This is a genomic window from Arthrobacter sp. cf158, assembly GCF_900106835.1.
In the GTDB taxonomy this organism is placed as follows: domain Bacteria; phylum Actinomycetota; class Actinomycetes; order Actinomycetales; family Micrococcaceae; genus Arthrobacter.
This window is the reverse complement of the sequence record NZ_FNNR01000004.1, coordinates 149,907-171,445: the sequence shown is the minus strand read 5'-3', so window position 1 is coordinate 171,445 and position 21,539 is coordinate 149,907. Positions and strand designations below refer to the sequence as shown.

Here is a 21,539-nt window from a genome sequence, read left to right as displayed (position 1 = left end):
TTGGATCCGCTCAACAACGGGGGCATGAGTGCCACACGAGAACCACCACCCAGGAGCAGCCGTCCAGCAAAAGACGGCCTCAACGCAGGGACTGAGCACGGCTGAAGTTGCTGAGCGGGTGGCCGCGGGACAAACCAACGCGTTTGTCCAGGACACCAGCCGCAGCGTGTGGAGCATCGTCCGCGCCAACGTGCTCACCCTTTTCAACGGCATCATCCTTGCCTGCTTCATCGTCCTTTTCGCGATCGGACGCTGGCAGGACGCCCTGTTCGGCTTCAGCGCCATCGCGAACGCGGTCATCGGCAGCGTTCAGGAATACAGGGCGAAGCGGGCTCTGGACCGCCTGGCACTGCTGAACGCACCGCATGCCAGGGTGCTGCGTGAGGGTTCAGAGGCGGAGATTTCCCTGGACGATGTGGTGCTGGACGACACTCTGGTCCTGCGGGCAGGCGATCAAGTGCCCGCAGACGGACTGGTAGCCGGATCACGGGGCCTCCAAGTGGACGAGTCCATGCTGACCGGCGAATCCGATGCCGTTGAGAAGAGCGAGGGCGACCGCGTGCTCTCCGGATCCGTGGTGGTGGCCGGCGAAGGCACAGCAGTGGTGGACCGGGTGGGCGCAGATTCCTTTGCGAACTCGCTCGCTGCGGAAGCCAAGCGCTTTTCCCTGGTGGCCTCAGAACTTCGGTCCTCGATCGACCGGGTTCTGAAGTGGGTCACCTGGTTTGTGGGTCCGGTGGCGTTGTTGGTGTTGAACGCGCAGATGATCGCCCAAGGCGGGTGGGCTGAAGCTTCCGCCAGTGGAGCGTGGCGTGACGCAGCGACGGCAACCATCGCCTCCGTCGTCGCCATGGTCCCGCTGGGACTGGTGCTCATGACCAGCATTACCTTCGCCGTGGGGGCGGTGAAACTGGCCCGTCAGCAGGTGCTGGTCCAGGAATTGCCCGCTGTGGAAGGCCTGGCGCGGGTAGACATCATATGCCTCGACAAGACCGGCACCCTCACCCAAGGCGACATCGTATTCGACGCCGCCCATCCCCTCACGGTCCGGCCGGGGTGGGAGTCCGTGCTCGCCTGGTACGGCGTACAGAAGGACGCCAACGCCACAGCCCGCAGCCTCGCCGGACATTTCAATGAGCCGCCCACGGATCAACCGGCGGACCGCGTGCCGTTCTCCTCGGCCCGCAAATGGAGCGCGGTGGTCTTTGAGGATGGAATGTGGATCCTTGGCGGACCTGAGATGGTGTTCCCGGCACGGCACTCCACCGATCCTGTGCTTCAGCAGCTCTCCACCCAGGCCGCAGAATTGGCCACAACGGGCCGCCGCACGCTGGTCCTTGCCCACGGCACACCGACTGACGACGAAACCGTTCCGGCAGATGCTGTCCCCGTGGTGCTCCTGACGTTCAAGGAGAACATCCGTCCGGATGCTGCCGAGACACTCACCTACTTCGCCGCACAGGATGTGGATGTCCGGATCATTTCCGGTGACAACCCACAAACCGTGGCCGCGATCGCCCGCGAGGTCGGCCTGGATGCCCCGCACGGCTTTGATGCCCGCGAGTTGCCGGACGATGACCAGGAATTCGTGGAGGTCATCAACAACAACGTGGTCTTTGGCCGCGTGACACCTGATCAGAAAAAGCGGATTGTGGTGGCGTTGAAGGCTGCCGGCCGCACCGTGGCCATGACCGGAGACGGCGTGAACGATGCCCTGGCCATCAAGGAAGCGGACATCGGCGTGGCCATGAATTCGGGGGCGGCCGCTACCAAGGCGGTAGCCCGGCTTGTGCTTCTGGATGGCAAGTTCTCCCACCTGCCCAGCGTGGTGGCGGAGGGTCGCCAAGTCATTGCCAACATAGAACGCGTCTCCATGCTGTTCCTCACCAAAACCGCCTACGCCACATTCCTCGCCATTTCCTTCGGCATCCTCCTGCTGCCGTTCCCCTTCCTTCCGCGGCAACTGAGCGTGACCGACGGGCTCACCATCGGCATTCCCGCGTTCTTCCTTGCCTTGCTGCCCAATGCCCAGCGTTATATCCCGGGTTTCCTCCGGCGCTCACTCACGTTCGCCGTACCTGCGGGTGTTTCCGTGACGCTGGGGCTCGCCGCGTACGCCCGGCTCGCCGCGAACCTGCAGATACCGGAAGCCGAGATCAGGACCGGGTCCACACTGATTCTGGCGATCATCGGCATCTGGATCCTGGTGGTTCTCTCGCGCCCGGTCACCCGTTTCAAAGGGCTGGTCATCGGGGCCATGATGGTTGGTCTGGTGCTGGTCTATTCGGTGCCGATCGCCCGCGACTTCCTGCAGTTCACGGATCCGACGCTCCCCACGGCACTGCTGGTCCTTGGAACGTCGGTAGCCTGCATCGCGCTGATCGAGATCGTGCGCTTCGTTCACCGCCGCGTTGCCTACCGGGATGCCCAGGAAGCGCTACATCACCGGGTCTCGAAGTAGCGGCGTCCCCGCCCGACCCACAACGGCACCACCACAGCCACCGTGGCGATGGATTGTGAGATCACGGCGGACCAGTCTCCATCAGCGGCAATGATCAGGTCCAGCACGGCGAAGGCCAGGCCCAGCAGCATGACCGCTGTTGCGCCGCGACGGGCGGCCTCGCTTCCCCGTGCCACCCCTGATGCCAGCCCGATCACCAGCAGGCCAAACAGGATCATTCCTGCACCCAGCAAAGTGATGGGCAAAGCGATGCCACCGGACTGCGCTTCAGGGGTGTAACGCAGGAAAATCGTCAGGATCCCCAGAATGATTTGGGCGATGCCGCCGATGTACATCAGCACCACCGAGAACGTCACCACACCAGGCCGTTTAGGGCTCTCCCCCGTCGTCATGAACTGAGCATAGACGAGCCGTCCTCCCGGCCGGGACCGGTTCAGCCCGGGATAACAACTTTTGTCACACAGTTAACCGCAGATTCATACCGCTCTTGGTCCTGATCAACCCAGGCTTTCTAGCGTCGGGTGAATGGAAAACATCTCACGCAGGTCCCTCATCTCAGCCGGCCTCGGCGCCGGGCTCGTCGTCGCCTTGCCTGGCGCCGCCGTCGCCAGTCCCGCCGTCGCGGTTTCAACAGCGGACGACGCCGGCCTCCGCACCGATCCGTTCACGCTGGGCATCGCGTCGGGCGAACCATGGCCGGACGGCTTTGTCATCTGGACCAGACTGGCGGTGAACCCCGTGGCCGAAGACGGCTTGGGCAGCATGCCCTCCCGCAACGTCGCCGTCGCCTGGGAAGTGGCGGAAGACGCCGCGATGCGCCGGGTAGTAGCCCGCGGCGTCGAACAGGCCAGGATCGAAACCGCCCACTCAGTGCACGTCGAACTGAGAGGGCTCCGGCCTGGCCGTGAATACTTCTACCGTTTCCGTGCCGGACGGCACGTGAGCGAGGTTGGCCGCACGCTGACAAGCCCGGCCCGCGGCGAGACCCCCGCTGCCCTGGCAATGGCGTTCGCCAGCTGTGCCCAGTACGAACACGGCTACTTCACTGCCTACAAGCGACTGGCTGAGGATCATCCGGACCTGGTGCTGCACCTTGGCGACTACCTGTACGAGTACAAGAAGGACAGCTACGTGATTGGCGGCGGCAACCCCCGCGACCATGAAGGGCCGGAAACCGTGAGCCTCGCCGGCTACCGCCAACGGCATGCACAGTACAAGGCCGACGCCGATCTCCAGGCTGCGCACGCAATCGCACCATGGCTGGTGGTCTGGGATGACCACGAGGTGGACAACAACTGGGCTGACGAGGTCCCGGAGAACAGCGACGCGGGCCAGCTGAACGACACCACGGAGCACTTCCGCCAGCGCCGTGCGGCAGCGTTCCAGGCGTACTACGAGAACATGCCGCTGCGCCCGTCATCAATTCCCGCCGGCTTCGATATGAAGATCTACCGCACCATCCAATGGGGCCAACTGGCCAACTTCCACATGATGGACACCCGCCAGTACCGGGACGATCAGCTCGCAGGTGACGGCTGGCGGAAGAACGTCGCTGAGCGCCTGGACGAGAACCGAACCATCACCGGTGCCGAGCAGGAAAAGTGGCTGCTGGACGGCTTCAGGAACTCCACGCAGCGCTGGGACATCCTGGGCCAGCAGGTCTTCTTCGCCGAGCGGGACCGCGACAAAGCGCCGGAGATCGACGACGTCTCCATGGATGGCTGGGACGGCTACGCCGCTTCCCGCCGCCGCATCACCCAAGGCTGGGTGGACGCCAAGGTGCGCAACGCCGTCGTACTGACCGGCGACGTCCACCGCCACTGGGCCACCGACCTCAAGGTGGACTACAAGGACCCGGCTTCGGCTGTGGTCGGTTCGGAATTGGTGTGCTCGTCCATTACCTCCACCGGCGACGGCAATGGTTCCACTACTGACCCCACCATGGAGTGGAACCCGCACCTGAAGTTCTACAACGACAACCGCGGCTACGTGAACACGCGCATCACCAAGGACGCCATGACCGCAGACTTCCGGGTGCTGGACTACGTCACCACTCCGGGCGCCGCAGTCAGCACCAAGAAGTCGTTCACCATCAACGATCGCGTTCCGGGCCTCGCCTGATATCAGCCAAGCAGGTGACAGCAAGTGCTGGCACCTGCTTGGGTTGGCCGCCGTGGGATTATGCGCCGAGAATGAGCTCCGCCGCTTTCTCGCCGATCATGATGGACGGGGCGTTGGTGTTCCCGCTCGGCACGGACGGAATGATCGAGGCATCCGCCACCCGCAGACCTTCGATTCCCCGGACACGGAGCTGCGGATCCACCACGGAGAGGTCATCAACGCCCATCTTGCAGGTGCCGACTTGGTGGTGATAGGTCCCGGCTACCTGCCGCGCGAACTCGCGGAGCTGATCGCGGGACTGGACGCCGGGACCAGGCGTGAACTCGGACTTCCGGAACGGGGCGAAGGCCTCCTGCTGGCCGATCTCGCGGCACAGAACAATGGCGTCCACCAGCGCCTTGACGTCGTACTCGTCGGCCAGGATGTTCGGATCCACCAACGGCGCAGCGGCCGGATCCGCCGAGGACAGCCTCAGGGTGCCGCGCGACCGGGGCCGAACGATCCCGGGCGCAATGGTGTAGCCGTGTTCGGGCGCAGCCCCGCCATCTGTTGGGTACGGGAGGTGGAGGAAGAGTGGCTGCAGGTCCGGTGCTTCTTCATCCGTCTGGTTGCTGTGGGCGTAGAGCTGGCTTTCCAAGAGGTTGTGCCGGCCGGCCACCAGTGGCTCCTGTGCCTCGTAGATATTTCCCGCCAGCAAGTGATCGTGGAGGTTCTCGCCCACGCCAGGCAGGTCCACCACTGAGTCGATCCCTACGGACCGCAGCTGCGCGGCCGGACCGATGCCGGAGAGGAGCAGGATCTTCGGGGAGCCAATTGCACCGGCACTGATGATCACCTCCGCGCCGGCATCCGCGCGGAGCACCTCACCGTCACGGTGGTATTCGACGCCGGTGGCCCGCCCGCCGTCGACGACTATCCGGCTGACCAGCGCGTCCGTGGTGACCGTCAGGTTCGGGTGGTTCAGCACCGGCGCCACGAAGCTCTGCCAGGCACTGGCCCGTTTCCCGTCCTTGGTGGTGGTGTGGTTGAACCCGACGCCGGTCATCTGGATTCCGTTGAAGTCCTCCGTTTCCGTGTGGCCAAGCGCCTTGGCGGCGTCCACGAAAGCCTGGGCAGCAGGGTGCCGCCGGGCAATCCGTTCCACGTGGAGTGGCCCGCCCTTGCCATGGAAGTCGTTGGCACCGTCCTCATGGTCTTCGGACTTTTTGAACAACGGCAGGACCTCATTCCAGGACCAGCCCTCTGCTCCATTGGCGGCCCAGGAGTCGTAATCGTTTTTATGCCCGCGAATGTAGATCATGCCGTTGAGTGAGCTGCTGCCGCCCAGCACCCTGCCGCGCGGCCAATAGAGGCTCCGGTTGTGGGCATGCCTCTGGGGCGTAGTCATCACCGCCCAGTCGTTGGCGCCCGTCAACAGGAGCGGCCAACCCTGGGGGCTGTGGATATTGGGATCGGTGTCCACGGATCCGGCTTCGATGACGTGGACCGTGTGCCCCGCATCCAGAAGGCGACGCACAACAACGCTGCCTGCCGAGCCTGCACCGACCACTACATAATCCGAACGGTGGATGGGGTTTTCAGCCATGGGGTTCCTCCTTGAACGGGCATGAAAGTGTGCCTTCCCCAGCAGTCTGCCGCCCACCGCCGTCGGGATTCTTGACCCGGTGCGCACAGCACTGCGCACCATCCGCACGCTTGTGATGCGGATCACGGCAACACCGCCAGTCATGGGAGACTGGAGGAGCCGCCACCCAAGTCCCGCAGCGTCATTTCAAAGGAGAGCCGACGTGACCGGTGTCATCGCCAAACAGCCGCGCGAAGAGTTCAACACCACGGCCCTCGCCAGGACCGATCGTTTTGACGCGTGGAACCAGGCCGTCAACAACGCTTTCGTCCCGCTGTCCGTGGTGGCCAGGGACCCAGGAGATTTCAACGGCGGACTCATCAACCAGACAGTCGGACCGGTCTTCCTCAGCGCCGTGTCCGGAACAGCGAGCCATGTCAGCAGGGACCACCGCCAGATCGCGGCAAATGACCCAGGGCTGGTGAAACTGGGCCTCCAGCTGAGGGGCTACTCCGTGGTGGCCCAGGACGGACGCGAAGCTGCGCTGACACCAGGGGACTTCGCCATCTACGACACCACCCGACCCTACGACCTCTACTTCGACGACGCCTTCCGGATGATGGTGGTCATGTTCCCGCCGGAGGCCCTGCATCTGAACCGGAAAAGCATCGCCACTCTCACGGCGTCCAGGGTTTCCGGCCGCCAGGGCCTGGGCTCGCTGACCTCCGCCCTCCTCGGAGCAGTTGCCAAGCAACTCCACGAAGGGGCCGTGGCCGACGCCGCCACCGTTTCGGATGCCCTCATGAACCTGATCTCCGCCGTCTTCGCCGAGCGGGTGCCGCCGTCGTCGCCCCTGTCGCACGAACGGCTCGCGCTCATGGAGCGGATCGAAGCGTTCGTCGCGGGCCGCCTCGGCGACCCCGAGCTGACGGTCAGCGACATCGCGGCTGCGCACAACGTCTCGGTTCGCTACCTCCAAAAGCTGTTCGAAGAACGCCAGGACACCGTGAGTGCATGGCTGCGCCGGCAGCGGCTGGAGAAGTGCCGCACGGACCTGGTGGACCCACGGCTGCAGACGCGGCCAGTGTCCGCCGTCGGGATGCACTGGGGCTTCACCGACGCGTCGAGTTTCTCCCGGGCCTTCAAGACTGCCTTCGGATATTCACCGTCGGATTACCGCTACTCCTATCGCCCGCCCCAGCACTGACTCAATCGAATGGAGATACCCCTGAAACCCCAGTGACTACGGGCAACTGCGGGAGTAACCTATTCCCAGTTGCATTTATGGATCACTGTCCAGCTGGGGATTGCCGTGGGCTATGTGCGTTCGTCGCTGTATGACCTTCTTGGGGTACTTTCCGACGCCGTCGCTCCCCAGCGCGTAAGGTTCGACGACGGCTCGCCCACCGCCGGGGTTCCGCCACCCGACGCTCCGGTCACCGTCCACTCCGTCACGCTCAACCGTGTGGGAAGGTCCCGGCGTGACGGCCCCGTTTTGGACCTCGAACTCAGGGTTGCCGTGGAATGCCACGGGCCCGAACAACTCGACAATATGGAGCACCTATTGCTGGCCGTGGAGCGCCACAGCCAGTACTCCGTGGTGTCCACCGGCGAATTCCGCCCCGAGGAATACTCCGGCGCCATCCGGCAAGGGCTGGGGTTCCTGGTCCGCATTCCCGTGGCCCTTCGCTTCGAAGAGCCTTCCGGACCTCCCGTCCTTGAACCACTCATTGCCAAGACCGGCGTTGCCCGCCGCATCCACGGACGCTTGGTGGATGCCCACAACAAAGGCATCCCCGACGCCTATATCCACGCCCACTCCTCCGCCACAGCCGTTGTCAGCGATGCGACCGGCCACTTTGAGGTCCTGGCCTCGGCGGACGAACTCCAGCATTTTGCCGTGGCTGTACGCGGCACTGAACGGGAAGTTTCTGCCAGTACCAGCAGCCTCCCGGTCATCATTCGGTGGACCTAAGCACCCGCTGACGCGGGCAGGAAAGAGAGCGCAACATGGCGAACTATCAGGCGCCGGGCGTTTACGTTCAGGAAGTGCCCAGCGGCGCCCGCGCGATCGGGCAGGTCAACACCAGCATTGCAGGCTTCGTGGGCGTGGCCCCGGACCAGGACGCGCTGGTGGATGAGTTGCGGGTGCTGGACAACTGGACCCAATTCGTGGACCAATACGTCGGCAACGCGACAGCGGGAACACCGCTCTCCAACGCTGTGTACGGCTTCTTCTCCAACGGAGGGAGCCGTTGCTATGTGGTGAACATCGGCCCGAACGGCGCCCTCACCGGAACGGCGTCCAAGCCCACGGGACTCACGTTGTTCGAGGCCGTGGACGACCTCTCCATGGTGGCCGCACCCGGTTTCGCCACCGCCGAAGCCTACGCTGCGCTCCAGGCCCACGTGGAACATCCGCTGCGCCAGGACCGTATGGCGATCATGGACACGGTTGAGAAAGTGGACGACGTCGGGGCGCTTACCCGGGCGGCGACGTCGGAAGAAGACGACGACGAACAGGAGGACCTCGGCGCCCCTCAATCCCCCGGTGGATACACAGCCCTGTACTACCCGTGGATCGTGATGATCGATCCCGTGTCCGGCAAAAAGGTGACGCAACCGCCGTCGGGCCATATTGCCGGGGTGTGGGCGCGCGTTGACGCGACCCGCGGCGTCCACAAGGCGCCGGCAAACGAGCCCATCCAGGGTGCGATTGATCTGGTTCGGCGCGTGAGCCGTGGCGAGCAGGAGGTCCTGAACCCGGCAGGTGTTAACTGCATCCGCTATTTCCCGGGCGAGGGCATCCGGATTTGGGGTGCCCGGACCAAGGCACCCGAGGCCAGCGAATACCGCTACGTGAACGTGCGGCGGCTGACCAACATGATCAAGGAATCGGTGGCCGACGGGACGCGCTGGGTGGTGTTCGAACCCAATGACCACACGCTGTGGAAGTCGATCCGCCGCGACATCGGCGCTTTCCTCACCAACGTCTGGCGGGACGGCGCACTGCTGGGGACTACTCCTCAACAGGCGTTCTTCGTCAAATGCGATGAGGAAACCAACCCTCCCGAGGTCCGCGACGCCGGGCAAGTGGTCACCCTGATCGGGATAGCGCCAGTGAAACCCGCCGAGTTCGTGATCTTCAAACTCATGCAGTCTGCGGACAACACCAGTGAGACAGAGAGCGCAGGAGCCTGACATGACAACCCCAACGCCTGCCGCCCAGCCGGGCAATGTGGTGGACCCGTACCGGGCGTACAACTTCAAGCTCGTCATCCAAGGCGTGGTCCAGGGCCACTTCACCAAGGTGGAGGGCCTCGGCCTGAAAATCGGCCGCATCCTCTACCGCTCCGGCGGCGAAAACAGCACAGTGCGCGTGATCCCCGGCCAAGTGGAATATACGCCCGTCACTTTGAAGTACGGGCTCACCGATTCCACCGAAATGCTCCAGTGGTTGTTCAAAGCCGTGGACGGCACAGTGGAGCGACGCAACGTGTCCATCGCAATGCTCAACGACGCCGGATCCGTGGAAGTACGGCGCTGGAACCTCTTGGGGGCCTGGCCTTGCGATTGGTTCGGCGCACCCCTGGACGCCATGGGCAAGGACCTCGCCATCGAATCCCTCAGCATCGCGTACGACCGCCTGGAGCTCGACGATGCCCGCGCTCCCGTCGCCTGACCCCGGGTTTTCCTGGAGGCAGGCCGCTGCACGCCGACTGCGGGACGCGGCTGCCTGGTTGGATCGTGGGCCGCGTGGGACTTTCGAGTCTGTGGGGCCCGATTCCCCGGAAGGCACGACGCCGGTGCGCGCCTTCGACACCGACGACGCACCCGAGCATTGGGTCCGGTTACTCCGCGACGCCGGGCTGGCCCCGCCCGTTGCTGGGCCCGCTCTACGCCCTTGGCCCCGTCTTAGGCGCGCACAGCGGGCCCCACAACACACACCGGCCACGCCGGCCACCTCTGGCCCCTCCCCGGCCACCCCGTCCTCTGGCCCCTCCCCCAAACCTGCCCCCGCAGGCCGAGCCCTTCCCGCAGGCCGAGCCCTTCCCGTTGTGGGGCCCGCTCTGCGTGCTTGGGAGCGCTTGAGCGGCGCAAAGCAGGCCCCACAAGGTGCCCAACGCGTCCAGGTTTCTCAGCCCGGCCCATTCCTACACATCCCGAGCTCGCCCGAATCCTCCTCGCCAGATCCAGCTCAGCCTTCCGACACATACCCCTCTTCCGGGAACCGGCAATCCTCCGGCTCCCAGGAACCTGAAGCAGGTCCAGTTGTGGGGTCCGCTCTACGCCTCTGGACACGCTCCAAGGGCGCAGAACAGGCCCCGCAACACACCCCCATACCCGTTGTGAGGCCCAGTGAGCGCCCTTTGGCCCGTGCTTGGGGCGCAGAGAAGGCCCCGCAACGAGATCCTGTGCTGAAGCTTCGTCCGGCTCCGCCAAGTTCCCTTCCCCAGGCACCGTCCTTCGTTGCTGGGCCCACTCTGCGTGTTCCCGGGCCCACGAGGGGCGCAGAGCTGGCCCCGCAACGCGGTCCTCGCGAAGCACCACCCCTTGAGGGGCCCACTCTGCGTGCTTCCGGACCCTCGGAGGGCGCAGAGCTGGCCCCACAACACACCCCCCAACGCAATGAACCCCAACGCAATGAACCTCACCGCCACGAACCCGGGCCCCAAGGACACCCCAGCACTCCTAGCACTCCCAGCACTCCCAGCACAGTCGGGGTCCACACGCTCGCTCCGCCGCTCGCCGGGAAGTGGCCCGAGCTCACCCCGCGGCCCACACCCACACAGAGCCCGCAAGCAACAGCCACCGCGCTCACCAACGCCGTAAACCGCCAAGCCCGGCTCCACCAGGAACAGGCGGCGGTCTGACATGGAACGCGTCGCCTTCCTGATCGAGGACACCGGGGAACACCTCGGCTGCCTCCTCAACCCGGAAACCGTGGTGATGCAACGCTCGGCCGGTGTTGAGCCGCGGAGATCCGCGGGCGGCAAACTGAGCGGCAGCGGGCTGGCGGACGATCCGTTGCTCTTCACCGGTGGCGGCCACACAGAGTTGCGGCTGGATCTGTTGTTCGACGTCGACCTCGCGCCGGCGTCGCTCCATGTTCAGGATGTTCGCCAGATGACGCGGCCCATCTGGGCCCTGGCTGAAAACAGTGCCGAGGTGGAGCGTCAGCGCCGGCCGCCGTCGGTCAGGTTCGTGTGGGGCCGGGCCTGGAATGTGCCGGGGATCGTGACGGAGGTGGCGGAGCGCTTCGACCGTTTCGCACCGGACGGCTCACCGCTCAGATCGTGGATGCGCATGGTCTTTGTGAGGGTCGGCCAGGCCGCGGACCAGGAAGGCGGCGAAAACTACGAACTCGCGCAAAGACTCCCTGCCGTGGACCTGACGGCACCTCCTGTTGACACACTTCCGGTGGCAGGTGACGGCAGCACGGACAGGGACGCCTTGATGTCCGACGGCGGCGACTTCCTTCCAGAGGTCCCCCCGGCTGAGTTGGGGCGATTGTCCGTGGAAGCGTTCGGCACACCGTTGCTGTGGAAGCTGCTCCTGGAGTACAACAACATCGACGATCCCGCCCGCTTCAACGGACCGCTGGCCGTCCCGCCCATGGGCGAAACACCATGAGGCAAACACCATGAGGCAACTCCAGGGCCTCCCCGAACTCATCGTCACCCTCGGCAGGAGAAGACTGAGCACAGCGGAAACCGCGGCAATCGTCTCCGTCAATGTGCTCAGCTCATTGGCACGCCCGGCGCAGTGCTTGATCAGCTGGCGGCCTGGCCCCGGACGTACAGCCGCAGCCAGGGGCGGAGTGGATCCGGCCCCAGGGGACGCCCTCCGCGTGGAGCTCGGCGGACACCGGACGCCCCTGTTCGTGGGCGAAGTGACCGTGGTGGAGTACAACTACGGCTCGGACCTGGGCCAGGAAATCCGGGTCCGGGCCTACGATGCCCTGCACCGCCTCCGGAAACGCCAATTCACCCGGCTCCACGACGACGTGGACCTGTCCGGGCTGGCACGGAAACTCTGTGAAGGCACGGGGTTGGATGTGGTGGGCGGCGGCGATCGGCTGGGCCAGGTGTACCAGTGCGCCCGCACGGACCTGAGTCTCTTGGTGGAGCAGAGCGCTCGCGTTGGCGCCTACCCGGTGGTGCACGACGGCACCCTGAGGCTGACAGGGCTCGACGGCGAAGGCGAACCCTTGGAGCTCACACTGGGGGCATCCCTTCATTCCGCGGAAATCGAACTCAGCCAGGAACCCGCGTATGCGGGCGCCCAAACCAATGGCTGGCGCAGCGAGGACGCGTCCATCCATCACGCCGGGACCACCAACAGCAATGCCAAAGCCCAGGTCACAGCGGATCCGTCCCTGGCCAGCGTCGGTGCGGGCGGCGACCTGAGGAGGGACAACGAAATCCTCGAATCCACCGCGCTCGCCGACGCCCTGGCCAAGGCTGAGCTGGACACGAGAACTGCGGGCCAGGTCACTGGGGTCTTCGTCGCGGAAGGCACTCCGCGCCTGCGGGCAGGCGGCAGGGTCAGGATCAAGGGAGTGGCGCCCAGCATCGAGGGAACCTATCTGATCGCCAGCGCCGCCCATCGACTGGACGGGACCGGCTACGAAACCACCGTCACCACGCGGCCACCCAGCTCCGCCCCGGAGCGCCACCCGGACGTCTTCACCCTGGGGACCATCACCGATGTGGACGACCCCCAAGGCCGGGGCCGCGCCCAGGTGAGGCTCCCGGCGTACCCCGATCTGACAACCAACTGGGCACCGGTCCTGACAATGGGCGCAGGCACAGCCAAGGGATTGGTGGTTCCACCGGCTCCCGGGGACAACGTGCTGGTCCTCCTCCCGGCAACAGATCCCGCTCAGGCCATCATCCTGGGCGGCCTGTACGGCAGCGAACAACCTCCGGACAACGGCGTCAACACCCCTCGCGGGAGCCGCTACACCTTCCGCAGTGCTGACGGTCAACAGATCATGCTCGACGGCGGCGCCCGCACCGTCAGCTTCACGGACGGACACGGCTCGTCCGTGGAGCTCGGACCGGACAAGCTCCGCATCACCTCGGCCACGGATCTGGTCCTGGAGGCCCCGGGCAAGGCCATGAAGATCCGGGCCAAATCAGTGGACTTCGAGGAGGCATAGCCATGAAGATCCTGGTCCAGGAAGCAATCCTGCGATGCGGACACGACGGCAAAGTGGAAAACGTAGCCTCACAGCAATGGGTCCACATCAAGGAATCACCCATCCTGGTGGCCACTGATCCCCAAGGCCGGGACATCAGCATGTGCCCCCACATCGGCATCAACATCAAGCCGTGCAACAAGACCATGCCGGTGACCAAGGGCTACTCAACGTTCATCACCATCGGCGGCAAGGCCGTATGCCTGGACACGGTGGAGGGCTTCACTGACGGCACTCCCCCGGGTGCCGTGAAGTACACCGTCCGCCGTCCCGGCCAAACAATGGTGGGGTCAACGGCATGATCAAGGCACAGCCATGAGTACTCCGCGATATAAGTCGGTGGCGTTCATCCACCCGGACTTCGACTCCAGCGCCGGGGTTCCGGGGCTGAGGATCACGCCGGCGGGCAGACTCGCAACGGTGACGGACGCAGCCTCGGTGCGCCAGGCCTTGCTCCTCCTGCTCAGCACCAGGCCCGGCGAGCGCGTGAACCGCCCCACGTATGGCTGCCACTTGTTCCGCTTGGCGTTCGCTCCTGCCGACGACACCACCGCCGGCCTCGCCATCCACTACGTGGCGAGGGCCGTGGAGCAGTGGGAGCGCCGCATTACTGTCTTGTCCTTGGACGCGTCCCGTTCCCCCGAGGATCCGGAAGTCCTGGAGGTCCGGCTGCGGTACCGCGTCCGCACCACGCAGCTTGAAGATGAGATCGCCATAGCCCTGCCCGTGGAATCCGGAGGTGCAGCATGAGCCTTCCCGTGCCCAACCTGGACGACCGCAGCTTCGCGGACCTGGTGGCAGGCGCCCGTGAACGTATCCAACAGCTCGCTCCAGAGTGGACCGACCTCTCAGTGCACGATCCCGGCGTCACCATCATTGAGGCCTTCGCCTACCTCACCGACACCCTCATGTACCGGCTTAACCGTGTGCCGGACAAGCTCTATGCCGTCTATCTGAATCTGCTGGGCACGTCCCTCTACCCGCCCAGCACGGCCGAAACCATGCTGGAATTCAGTCGAGCCTCGGCAGCAGGCACAACAACAGCCCGGGAAATCCGTATCCCCCGCGGCACCCAGGTCAGTTGCCCGCCCGGCGTTCCGGGTCAGCCCCAGCCCGTATTCACGACGACGGCGGCAGCCACGTTGGAGTCCGGCATGACCAGCGTGCTGGTCCCGGCAGCTGATGTCACCTTGTACGACGCCGTACTGATCGGTACTGGTACCGGCCGCCCCGGCCAGAGCCTGGTGATCCCCAACGCACCGATCGTTTCCGGCGCAGGCCTGGCAGTCGCCGTCGAGGTTCCGGCAGGGACGCGGCTCAGCAGCGGTGAGGCGGTGTTGGTGGACGGGAAGCGGTTCCGGTATTGCCAGGAGGTGGAGGCGTTTGCCGACGCGAGGCCCGGCGAGGTGCCGGTTCGGATCGACCGGAGTGCCGGCGTCGCAATGTTCGCTTGGTGGGACGAAGAGTCCACAGGGCGGACGGACCAAAGCCAGGTGCCGGCCCCTGGCGCTGAGGTCCGCGCGTGGTTCCGCAGTGGCGGCGGTGCCGGCGGCAACGTCGGGGCGGGACAGCTGACGGTGCTGCGCTCGCCTGTCCCGGGGGCCAAGGTCACGAATCCGGAGCCCGCTACCGGGGGACGTGACGGAGAGTCACTGGAGAACGCCCTCCGGCGTGCTCCTCAGGACTTCCAAGCCCGCGACCGCGCCGTGACCGTCCGCGACTACGAGGTCCTGGCCCGCCGCCACGGCGGGGTGGGCCGCGCGCGGGCGTTCACCCGCAAGGATCTGTGGGAGTTCGCGAAGCCGGGGGAAGTGGAGATTGTGCTGGTGCCGTTCGTCCCCGGAACCCGCACAGCCGCCCATCAGCCCCTCCGGGCAGCGGAACTTGCCGCCCAGTCAAGGGACGAAGTGCGGTTGGAGGTGGAAAAATACCTGCGCAGGCGGTCCACGGTGGGCGCCGATCCCGTGGTGCGCTGGGGTCTCTACAAACAAGTGGTGGTGGACGCCAGGATCGTTGTCCGTCCCGATGAGGATGCCGAGGCCGTGAAGGTCAGGATCGTGGGCCGGTTGTCCGAAGGGATCAGTCCGCTGAGCCCGGATTCATCGAGCTACGGATCGGGTTTCGGCAAGCCCCTCCGCGTGTCCAATCTGTATCGTGCCATGGAGGAAGCCGAGCCCGGCGTGCAGTACGTGGATCGCGTCCGGTTGGAAGTGGACAAGGTTCCGGACACCGACACCATGTCCTTGGTGCAGGCGGAGGGCCAGGACAGCACCTGGTTCGTGGCGCAGGACGGCATGCTGTTCCGCACCACCAACGCCGCCGACGGGTGGGAGGCGTGTGCAGAATTCGGGGACACGTCAGAGGGCGGCACGGACGAGGAAACCGTCCGCGCAATCGCACCGTTCCGTTCGCCGGCACCGGGCCGGGCGGGCCCCGAACGGCACCCTGGCATGGTGGCGGTCAGCACTGTCGCCGGAAACGGATCGCGGATCTACATCAGCGAGGACCTGGGGGAATCCTGGCGCAAGGCAGCTGAGCTGGGCTTCGTGGTGGCGGATTTGTGCTGGGTGGACCGTCAAGGCGAGCCGCTGCTGCTGCTTGCCGGCGAGCGCGGGCTCTACGAACTTCCGGTCAGCCGGGGTGCCATCCCTGTGCAAAATGTGGTGGACACTTCCCAGCCGGATCGCGGCTTCTACGCCGTGGATGCCCTGGTGGATGTCCGTGGGAGGACCGGCGTGGTGGTGGCCGCGGAGGCTTCGGCCGGCGTCTGGCTCTCCCCCGATGCGGGGACCGCCGGCAGCTTCAAACAGGTCAAGGCGGCCGGCGAGGACATCCGCTGCATGACAGTGCAGTACGACGGCGGCGCGAGCTACGTGTGGCTGGGCCGGGCCGTCCCGGAGGGCACCGGTACGGGATGCCTGCGGCTCAAGATCGACGAACTGGGACGCACGGATTTCGATGAGTCCTTCATGAATGCCTGGGAGCAGTTCAGCGCGGGCTGGACCGGTGGCAGTTGTTGGGGTGTGCACGTCATGGGCAGCGCCGCATATGCGGCCACACAAAGCGGAGGGGTCCTCCGTTTGCAGCTGGGCCAGGCATCGGCGCAGTGGAGCGTACCGGATGTGAACTGCAATCTGCCGTTGCGGGACAGGACGCGGTTTGAGCCCGTCCGCGGGGTATCAGGGGCCGTCCTTCCTGATGGAGGAGCTGTGGTCCTCGCGGCAGGTCCCCGGGGGATCTATCGCAGCAGGGACGATGCCCTGACGTGGGAAAGCTGCACGCGACGGATAGTGGACGATGTTGTGACGCTTCCCGATACCTGGCTGTTCTGCTCGGGTGACCACAGGATCGAGGTGGTCCACGGCAATGGTTGAGCCATCACGCCCGCCGGAGTCCATGCTGCTCAAGGTCCTGCCCGAAGTATTCCAGGTGGCGGCGGACACCAGCGCCCCCATGCAGGCACTGCTTGCCGTGGCTGAGGACATGCATCAGCCCGTCCGGCGGGTCTTGGACCGTCTCCATACCGTCCCGGACCCTGGGCGGGCACCGTCGTCGTTGGTTCCTTTCCTGAGCCGCTGGGTGGATCTGGATTGGCTGACCCTGCCCGGCGCGGAAGGTGCGGCCGGAGGTTCCGGCACTCTGCCGATCGCCCGCCAGCGGGACCTGATTGCCGCTGCTGCCCAGCTCTCGGCGCGGCGGGGAACAGTAGACGGGCTCACGCGTTTCCTGCACCTGGCCACGGGAGTTCCGGGTTTCGACGTCGAGTCCGTGCCGGGCGCGTTCCACATCAAAGTCACGGTCCCGGCGGAAGCGGCCGGGCAGGTGGAGCTGGTGCGGCGGATCGTCAAAGGCGTGAAGCCCGCGCACGTCACGGACCAGGTCCTGGTGCGCGCCGATGAATAAGGTGCGCGCCCATGAATAAGGAGAACCGGACACCCATCCTGGTGGTGATCGCCTGTGGGGTGATCGCGCTCCTGGTGCTGGTGTTTGGGGTCAGTTGCGGCGGTGGGAACAACGACGCCGCTGCGGACTGGCAGGGCGGGTTCGCCGACGCCGGCAAGGGCGCCAGGCTGACCGCCGCGGATCTCTCAATATCGGACGGTTCCTGTTCTGCCTCGGACACCCAGCTGGTGGTGACGGGGGCGTGCGTTGTGGACGTCAAGGAATTCGGCGGCGGGCTGTTCTCCTTCGGCCCGCCCACCAAACGCGCCCGGCTCGCTCCGCAGCAGCCCGTCACCGTGTCCCTGTTCATCCAGGGAACCCGGGCGGAACAGGACTCCGGCCCCGGGAAAACGGTGGACGTCACCTTCGGGACCTCGGGCGGACAGCTGGGCATCACGTGCCGGGTCATTGGACCCTGCGTGCTCCAGCTCCAGGAAGCCGGAGGCTGAGATGCATCGAACCACCCCGGATACGCGTGCCCACTTCTGCGTCGTAGGCCATCTACGCGTCAGCGGTTCCACAACGGCCCATCCCACCGCCATCCCAGGAGTTGCGCCATGACCACCATCACCATGACCTTGAGCTCCCCCGACGTTGTCCTCAAAGACGGCAAGGGCTCACTCACCGCGTCCGTTACCAACGGCTCCACGGATCCAGAACGCGTGGTGCTCGGCGCGTTTCCTGGGCAGGTGACCACTCCGCCGTCGAAAACTTACACCACCATCCCCAACCCGCTGCGGACCATCGCTGCCGGGGCCACCGAACAATACGTCGTCACCTTCGATACCGCTGGTGCGTCGGCAGGCAGCTACCCGGTGAAGCTGATCGCCTACTCCGCCGATGACGCACCGGAGGACTACGCGGACCAAGCCCACGTGGTGATGCTGACGGTGCCAGCCGCGGAGGCACCTAAACCGCCGGCGCCTTTTCCGTGGCTGTGGGTGATCATCGGCGGGGTGGTGCTGCTGGCCGTGGTCGGGTTGATTCTGTTCTTCATTTTCAAAGACGCCAACGTGCCGGATGTGAAGACCAAACCGCAGGCGGAAGCCGTCAAGATCATTGAAGACGCCGGATTCAAGGCCGCAACCACAGAGACGGAAAGCACCTCCACAGCAGGAACCGTAGTGAACCAGAACCCCGCAGGCGGCGACAAAGTGGGCCGCGGAAGTACCGTGAACCTGGAAATAGCCGTACCGGTGCGGCCTACCGTCCCGAACGTGCTGGGCCAACGAATCGAGGACGCACGGGCGGCGTTCCAGGCGGCCAAACTGCAACTGGACTTCACGCAGGGTTCCCAGTGCTTCTCCTCAGCGTTTGAACCCCTCTTCCGCCCCTGCATTGTGGTGGGCGTGAATCCTGACGTCGGCAGCAAGGTCAACGAGAATGCGCTGGTCCTGGTGCGGACTGAGCCACGGCTGAGCCCCATCTTCGACCCCCTGCCAAACATTTGCATGACCAACCCGCAGGCGTGCGTGCTGAGGTTGCAACGGTGAGACGTGTTTGCCCGCCGTGGGCGGTGACGTGAAAAGATCAACCATGCGTCCGATGCAGCACTCCAGCAAACTCCAGAACGTCCGCTATGAACTCCGCGGTCCCATCCTTCAGGCTGCCAAGGCCATGGAGGCCGAGGGGCACCGGATCCTCAAGATGAACCTCGGGGACACCGCGCCGTTCGGGCTGGAAGCGCCGGAGTCCGTGGTGGTGGACATGATCCACCACCTCCGTGGTGCGCAGGGATACAGCGATTCAAAGGGCATCTTCTCCGCCCGCACGGCCATCTCGCAGTACTACCAAACGCGCGGACTGATGACCATCGGCGTCGAGGATGTCTTCATCGGCAACGGCGTCAGCGAGCTCATTTCCATGACCCTGCAGGCCTTCATGGAGAACGGCGACGAAATCCTCATCCCGGCTCCGGACTACCCGCTCTGGACTGCCGCCGTGACCCTCACAGGTGGCCAAGCCGTGCACTACCTGTGTGATGAGGACCAGAATTGGTGGCCGGACATGGCCGACGTCGAAGCGAAGATCACGCCCCGCACCAAGGGCATCGTGATCATCAACCCGAACAACCCCACCGGCGCCGTGTACCCGCGGCACATCCTGGAGCAGTTCGCCTCCCTGGCCCGGAAGCATGACCTGGTGCTGTTCTCAGATGAGATTTACGAGAAGATCCGGTACGTCGATGCACCCCACATCCACACCGCCGCAGTGGCCGAGGACGTGTGTGTTCTGACATTCAGCGGCCTGTCCAAGGCGTACCGCATGCCCGGATACCGGGCTGGTTGGGTGGCTGTCACCGGCCCCCTGACCGCAACCGCCGCCTACCGGGAGTCCCTGGAATTGCTGGCCTCGCTGCGGTTGTGCGCCAATGTTCCAGCCCAGCATGCCATCCAAACCTGCCTCGGCGGATACCAGAGCATCGAGGCCCTTATCCGGCCCGGCGGCCGGTTGCGCGAGCAACGGGACCTGGCATGGAAACTGTTGACGGCCATCCCGGGCGTCAGCTGCGTACCCGCTGCGGGCGCCATGTACCTGTTCCCCCGGTTGGACCCGGAAATCTATCCCATCGCCTCGGATGAGAAGTTCGTCCTGCAACTACTCCAGGAACAGAAGATCCTGGTGTCCCACGGAACGGCCTTCAACTGGCCCACGCCGGACCACTTCCGCTTTGTGATCCTGCCTGCCGTGGGAGACATCGAAGAGGCAGTCCGCCGCATTTCCACTTATCTTGCTGCGTACAGGAACCGTCCCGCAGATGCACCCTAAGGTGTCACACTTTCGGCGTCGGACCCGACATCCCTGATGTAAGGCTCCATCACCGAAGGGAAACATCATGCCCCGCATCAACATCGGCCGCAGCAACAAGCTCGGCTACGCCGCCGTCATCGGGCTGGAAGGCTACGCCCGCAAGTCCGTGGACCCGGACTTGTACGAGCTCATCAAGCTTCGCGCATCCATCCTCAACGGGTGTGGTTTCTGCGTGGATATGCACGCAACGGACGGCGCAAAGCGTGGGATTCCGGCCCGAAAACTGCATGCCGTGGCCGCCTGGCAGCATTCGAAGGTCTTCTTCGATGCCCGCGAACAGGCCGTTCTGGCTCTGACGGACGCCGTGACGCAGCTGGGCCCGGAGACAGTCACCGACGACATTTGGAACGCGGCGGCCACGCACTTCGACGACAGCCAGATGGGTGGCCTGATCCTGGCCATCTCCACCATCAACGTCTGGAACCGGATTGCCGTGAGCACGCAGATGGAGCCACCGGTGGATGAGAAGAACCCGGTGGTCTGAAAGGTAGCGTGGATGGCATGACTCTTGGGGTGTCGGCCACGGTGGCGTGGCAGAGCGAACGCAACCGGCTTCTGGGGATTGCGTACCGGATGCTGGGCGACTTTGGCCATGCGGAGGACGTCGTCTCCGAGGTTGCGATCGACGCCGTGCGGCAGGAGCGTCAGGCGGAGGTCACGGTGGATTCGTGGCCGGCCTGGCTGACCACCGTGTGCGTGCGCCGTTCCGTGGATCGCGTGCGCCAGCTCGCAGCCGTGCGGGAGGAGTACACGGGCCCGTGGCTGCCCGAACCGGTGGATACTTCCAGTCTTCCGGAGGAGACGGTGGCCAACAGGGAGCTCTTGTCCTTGACGTTGCTGCACCTCGCCGAGCAACTGGCTCCCGAGGCAAGGGCCGCGTTGGTGCTTCACCGTGCCTTCGGGATGTCCGCCCCGGAAATCGGCGACATCCTGGAAAAGACGCCTGCCGCCGTGCGCCAGCTGATTTCCCGAGCCGAACGCCGCCTGGAGATCGATCCCGAAGCGCCTGTTCCCCGCGCCAAGGACCGCGCTGCGTTGGAGAAACTGGTGAACGCCATTGAACAGGGCCAGATCCAGACAGTCGTAGCCATGCTCGATCGCGATGCCGTGCTGTGGGCCGATGGCGGCGGAACGGTCAAGAGCGCCATGAACCCGCTGTTCGGTGCCGTGAGGATCGCGCGCTTCTTTACGGGCATCCTCGGCAAGGCGGCCGTTTTCGATCCGATGCAGCCAGTCAGTGCCCACATCATTGAGGTCAACGGAGGAGCGGCCCTGGTGCTCAGGCATCACGGCCGCTCCGACATTATGGTGATCAACACCTGCCCGGACGGGAGCATCCGGGAGCTTCGTCAGCTGTCCAACCCGGACAAGCTGACGCGGCTTTCGCTTTGAGGCACCACGAAGTAGCGGGAAAGCTGCCCACTCGCCGGAAACTT

Annotated in this window: 19 protein-coding genes; 17 read left to right on the top strand and 2 right to left on the bottom strand. The window is 65.1% G+C overall.

The genetic code is table 11. The features are described 5' to 3' along the window. Nucleotides 1-28 precede the first annotated feature (28 nt). Nucleotides 29-2,461, top strand: coding sequence for an HAD-IC family P-type ATPase (locus tag BLW08_RS09615; RefSeq protein WP_091324716.1), 2,433 nt, complete (start codon nucleotides 29-31; stop codon nucleotides 2,459-2,461). Here BLW08_RS09615 and BLW08_RS09610 read toward each other — a convergent pair. After that, the gene (locus tag BLW08_RS09610; RefSeq protein WP_254779801.1) at nucleotides 2,443-2,853 is read right to left on the bottom strand and encodes a hypothetical protein; all 411 of its coding nucleotides are present in this window, start codon (nucleotides 2,851-2,853) and stop codon (nucleotides 2,443-2,445) included. The genes BLW08_RS09615 and BLW08_RS09610 overlap by 19 nt on opposite strands. 133 nt (nucleotides 2,854-2,986) lie before the next feature. Here BLW08_RS09610 and BLW08_RS09605 point away from each other — a divergent pair, with 133 nt between their 5' ends. After that, nucleotides 2,987-4,582 (top strand): alkaline phosphatase D family protein, encoded by a 1,596-nt coding sequence (locus BLW08_RS09605; RefSeq protein ID WP_091324714.1) that lies wholly within the window; start codon nucleotides 2,987-2,989, stop codon nucleotides 4,580-4,582. Between the two features lie 58 nt (nucleotides 4,583-4,640). On the opposite strand, the gene BLW08_RS09600 is transcribed toward BLW08_RS09605, so the two are convergent. Continuing rightward, nucleotides 4,641-6,167: a GMC family oxidoreductase gene (locus tag BLW08_RS09600; protein WP_091324713.1), complete on the bottom strand. Its 1,527-nt coding sequence runs from the start codon at nucleotides 6,165-6,167 to the stop codon at nucleotides 4,641-4,643. 202 nt (nucleotides 6,168-6,369) lie between these two features. Here BLW08_RS09600 and BLW08_RS09595 point away from each other — a divergent pair, with 202 nt between their 5' ends. From BLW08_RS09595 to BLW08_RS09520, 15 genes are all read left to right on the top strand, one after another. Next, on the top strand, nucleotides 6,370-7,353 hold the full coding sequence (locus tag BLW08_RS09595) for an AraC-like ligand-binding domain-containing protein (protein WP_217639223.1): 984 nt from the start codon (nucleotides 6,370-6,372) through the stop codon (nucleotides 7,351-7,353). Between the two features lie 69 nt (nucleotides 7,354-7,422). Next, the gene (locus BLW08_RS09590) at nucleotides 7,423-8,121 is read left to right on the top strand and encodes a hypothetical protein (protein ID WP_254779800.1); all 699 of its coding nucleotides are present in this window, start codon (nucleotides 7,423-7,425) and stop codon (nucleotides 8,119-8,121) included. 35 nt (nucleotides 8,122-8,156) lie between these two features. After that, nucleotides 8,157-9,347 carry a phage tail sheath family protein gene (locus tag BLW08_RS09585; protein ID WP_091324711.1) on the top strand — a complete coding sequence of 397 codons (1,191 nt, stop codon included), beginning with the start codon at nucleotides 8,157-8,159 and terminating at the stop codon, nucleotides 9,345-9,347. A 1-nt stretch (nucleotide 9,348) separates the two neighbouring features. Beyond that, nucleotides 9,349-9,828 carry a phage tail protein gene (locus BLW08_RS09580; RefSeq protein WP_091324709.1) on the top strand — a complete coding sequence of 160 codons (480 nt, stop codon included), beginning with the start codon at nucleotides 9,349-9,351 and terminating at the stop codon, nucleotides 9,826-9,828. Nucleotides 9,829-11,021: 1,193 nt separating this feature from the next. Next, entirely contained in the window at nucleotides 11,022-11,780 is a 759-nt protein-coding gene (locus tag BLW08_RS09570; protein WP_090822944.1) for a CIS tube protein, read from the top strand. A gap of 10 nt (nucleotides 11,781-11,790) precedes the next feature. Then, nucleotides 11,791-13,311: a phage baseplate assembly protein V gene (locus BLW08_RS09565; RefSeq protein WP_091324705.1), complete on the top strand. Its 1,521-nt coding sequence runs from the start codon at nucleotides 11,791-11,793 to the stop codon at nucleotides 13,309-13,311. A gap of 2 nt (nucleotides 13,312-13,313) precedes the next feature. Then, on the top strand, nucleotides 13,314-13,652 hold the full coding sequence (locus BLW08_RS09560; protein WP_091324703.1) for a hypothetical protein: 339 nt from the start codon (nucleotides 13,314-13,316) through the stop codon (nucleotides 13,650-13,652). 13 nt (nucleotides 13,653-13,665) lie between these two features. Further along, nucleotides 13,666-14,100, top strand: a complete 435-nt coding sequence (locus tag BLW08_RS09555; protein WP_091324701.1) for a GPW/gp25 family protein — start codon at nucleotides 13,666-13,668, stop codon at nucleotides 14,098-14,100. After that, nucleotides 14,097-16,724, top strand: a complete 2,628-nt coding sequence (locus BLW08_RS09550; protein WP_091324699.1) for a baseplate J/gp47 family protein — start codon at nucleotides 14,097-14,099, stop codon at nucleotides 16,722-16,724. The genes BLW08_RS09555 and BLW08_RS09550 overlap by 4 nt, the downstream gene beginning before the upstream one ends. After that, nucleotides 16,717-17,253, top strand: coding sequence for a phage tail protein (locus tag BLW08_RS09545; protein ID WP_091324697.1), 537 nt, complete (start codon nucleotides 16,717-16,719; stop codon nucleotides 17,251-17,253). The genes BLW08_RS09550 and BLW08_RS09545 overlap by 8 nt, the downstream gene beginning before the upstream one ends. Nucleotides 17,254-17,264: 11 nt before the next feature. Beyond that, the gene (locus BLW08_RS09540; protein ID WP_091324695.1) at nucleotides 17,265-17,741 is read left to right on the top strand and encodes a hypothetical protein; all 477 of its coding nucleotides are present in this window, start codon (nucleotides 17,265-17,267) and stop codon (nucleotides 17,739-17,741) included. A gap of 108 nt (nucleotides 17,742-17,849) precedes the next feature. Then, on the top strand, nucleotides 17,850-18,785 hold the full coding sequence (locus BLW08_RS09535) for a PASTA domain-containing protein (protein ID WP_091324693.1): 936 nt from the start codon (nucleotides 17,850-17,852) through the stop codon (nucleotides 18,783-18,785). A gap of 43 nt (nucleotides 18,786-18,828) precedes the next feature. Then, on the top strand, nucleotides 18,829-20,061 hold the full coding sequence (locus BLW08_RS09530) for a pyridoxal phosphate-dependent aminotransferase (protein WP_090822927.1): 1,233 nt from the start codon (nucleotides 18,829-18,831) through the stop codon (nucleotides 20,059-20,061). Between the two features lie 67 nt (nucleotides 20,062-20,128). Next, nucleotides 20,129-20,587 (top strand): carboxymuconolactone decarboxylase family protein, encoded by a 459-nt coding sequence (locus tag BLW08_RS09525; protein ID WP_091324691.1) that lies wholly within the window; start codon nucleotides 20,129-20,131, stop codon nucleotides 20,585-20,587. Nucleotides 20,588-20,604: 17 nt separating this feature from the next. Continuing rightward, nucleotides 20,605-21,495, top strand: a complete 891-nt coding sequence (locus BLW08_RS09520) for a sigma-70 family RNA polymerase sigma factor (RefSeq protein ID WP_090822923.1) — start codon at nucleotides 20,605-20,607, stop codon at nucleotides 21,493-21,495. Nucleotides 21,496-21,539: the final 44 nt, after the last annotated feature.

Bases quoted from the DNA above. Each gene is read 5' to 3' on its own strand.
- BLW08_RS09610 (WP_254779801.1), bottom strand. From the start codon at position 2,853: ATGACGACGGGGGAGAGCCCTAAACGGCCTGGTGTGGTGACGTTCTCG.
- BLW08_RS09600 (WP_091324713.1), bottom strand. From the start codon at position 6,167: ATGGCTGAAAACCCCATCCACCGTTCGGATTATGTAGTGGTCGGTGCA.
- BLW08_RS09545 (WP_091324697.1), top strand. From the start codon at position 16,717: ATGGTTGAGCCATCACGCCCGCCGGAGTCCATGCTGCTCAAGGTCCTG.
- BLW08_RS09560 (WP_091324703.1), top strand. From the start codon at position 13,314: ATGAAGATCCTGGTCCAGGAAGCAATCCTGCGATGCGGACACGACGGC.
- BLW08_RS09530 (WP_090822927.1), top strand. From the start codon at position 18,829: ATGCGTCCGATGCAGCACTCCAGCAAACTCCAGAACGTCCGCTATGAA.
- BLW08_RS09525 (WP_091324691.1), top strand. From the start codon at position 20,129: ATGCCCCGCATCAACATCGGCCGCAGCAACAAGCTCGGCTACGCCGCC.
- BLW08_RS09555 (WP_091324701.1), top strand. From the start codon at position 13,666: ATGAGTACTCCGCGATATAAGTCGGTGGCGTTCATCCACCCGGACTTC.
- BLW08_RS09585 (WP_091324711.1), top strand. From the start codon at position 8,157: ATGGCGAACTATCAGGCGCCGGGCGTTTACGTTCAGGAAGTGCCCAGC.
- BLW08_RS09535 (WP_091324693.1), top strand. From the start codon at position 17,850: ATGACCACCATCACCATGACCTTGAGCTCCCCCGACGTTGTCCTCAAA.
- BLW08_RS09550 (WP_091324699.1), top strand. From the start codon at position 14,097: ATGAGCCTTCCCGTGCCCAACCTGGACGACCGCAGCTTCGCGGACCTG.
- BLW08_RS09565 (WP_091324705.1), top strand. From the start codon at position 11,791: ATGAGGCAACTCCAGGGCCTCCCCGAACTCATCGTCACCCTCGGCAGG.
- BLW08_RS09570 (WP_090822944.1), top strand. From the start codon at position 11,022: ATGGAACGCGTCGCCTTCCTGATCGAGGACACCGGGGAACACCTCGGC.
- BLW08_RS09605 (WP_091324714.1), top strand. From the start codon at position 2,987: ATGGAAAACATCTCACGCAGGTCCCTCATCTCAGCCGGCCTCGGCGCC.
- BLW08_RS09540 (WP_091324695.1), top strand. From the start codon at position 17,265: ATGAATAAGGAGAACCGGACACCCATCCTGGTGGTGATCGCCTGTGGG.
- BLW08_RS09520 (WP_090822923.1), top strand. From the start codon at position 20,605: ATGACTCTTGGGGTGTCGGCCACGGTGGCGTGGCAGAGCGAACGCAAC.
- BLW08_RS09580 (WP_091324709.1), top strand. From the start codon at position 9,349: ATGACAACCCCAACGCCTGCCGCCCAGCCGGGCAATGTGGTGGACCCG.